We start from the raw sequence: 1,612 nt of genomic DNA, 5'->3' as shown, positions 1-1,612 counted from the left end.
TGCAGGATGGAACTGCCGCAATACCCAACATCACCCAGATTAAACTGCCTTTGCCCGACAGGCTTGGCATGCCTTCCAGTATCGCTACAATGAAAGTGGCGCTGATAACATAACCCACACCAGCACAGGCATAAGCGGCAATCATCAAACGCATCCACTTTGAATTAGGCGCAGCAAAATCAGCTGATGGAGTGTGTTGTAGAGCAGGGGCAGGCATCAGAAACCAGGCGGGCAAAAAAAACAAAATACCAAATAACCCCATAACCAGCCATTGCTCAGCCCAATTGTAATAAGGCGTTATCAACACAATAACAATACCGGGTATCGCTATACCCAGCCCCAGCCCTGAAAAATGAATTCCCAATGCGGATTTGTAGCCGTTTTGTTTCAGCCAGCCCATCACAAAGCCGGCGGCGAGAATAATCCCTGCGGTGCTGGTAAGGCCACCAATAAATCGCAAAATACTCCATAAAACGATATCGGTGGTGACGGCCATTAATATCGTACTTAATACGGCCAGAACAAGATTGATGCGATAAAACAGAAACTTGGTTTTGAGGCTGGTTAAAAACGAAATCAGCACCACACCAGACAGGTAACCGATGTAATTAAATGTTGCCAACCAGCCACCGCTGAGTTTATTCAGTGACGTTTCGGTTAACATGATCGGTAAAAAAGGCGTATAAGCAAACCTGGCAATTCCCACCGTCAGGATTAATGCACAGATACCAGCCAATATCACCTGATAGCGTGGCGAAAGTTGCAACCAGTTTGCGTTCATAAAAAATATGACCTGAGTGAAAATCCGTCCTACGTTTTACCATAAGTTTTCACACGCTGCGTTGTTGTGAAAAATGTATCCAATAAACTTGAGAGATTTAAAGTAAAGGATTGCCATCCTGTCTGTTAATCCCCACTTAATTCCATCCAGCTAGTCTTATGAACCAACCGTCTAACGGAGTTATCAATGAAGAAATTTATCATCCCTGTTTTGTTACTTTGTATCGGCTTCGGAAGTTACTGGGCGATAGCTGAACAGCAGGAGCCCGAAGTTATAAGCTATATCAAAGAACAGGGTGTCACCATTATCGACAGTTTTGACGCACCTGCCGGGTTGACCGGTTATGCCGCCAATATTCAAGGTCAGCCGATGAGCATTTATCTTACCGAAGACAAACAGTATGCGTTGATTGGTAATCTGATAAATGCACAGGGCGACGATTTGGGCGAAGAGGCTCTGTATGAACTGGTCAGCGCTCCACAGAATGAAAAAGTCTGGCAAACACTGGAACAGGCGAAATGGATCCAGGATGGGCCACAAAACGCCAAACAGATTATTTACACCTTTACTGATCCATATTGTCCGTATTGCCAGCGATTACGCGAAACTGCCGAGCCATATATTGCATCGGGTGAGGTGCAGTTCCGTCATATTATGGTAGGCATACTGCAGGAAAACAGCATTGAAAAATCGGCATCAATTTTAGCCGCTGAATCCCCGGAACAAGCCTTGCAGCAGCATATTCAACATTCTGGAGATTCGGCTAAAAATACGGATGAACAAACATCAGCCGAGGGTAAACGGCGGGTTGAGGAAAATAATCTGTTGATG

Annotated in this window: 2 protein-coding genes; one reads left to right on the top strand and one right to left on the bottom strand. The window is 45.2% G+C overall.

Annotation, left to right across the window (positions count from 1 at the left end):
* A partial coding sequence (locus B3O33_RS01585) for a YbfB/YjiJ family MFS transporter (protein ID WP_292362798.1) occupies nucleotides 1-781 on the bottom strand: 781 nt, incomplete at its 3' end.
* A 186-nt stretch (nucleotides 782-967) separates the two neighbouring features.
* Here B3O33_RS01585 and dsbG point away from each other — a divergent pair.
* On the top strand, nucleotides 968-1,612 hold a 645-nt coding region (gene dsbG / locus B3O33_RS01580; RefSeq protein ID WP_292362797.1), incomplete at its 3' end, for a thiol:disulfide interchange protein DsbG.

The sequence above is a fragment of the Methylophaga sp. UBA1464 genome (assembly GCF_002325665.1).
GTDB lineage: Bacteria > Pseudomonadota > Gammaproteobacteria > Nitrosococcales > Methylophagaceae > Methylophaga.
Note: the sequence above shows the minus strand (reverse complement) of the source record. Positions and strands in the feature narration are given on the sequence as shown.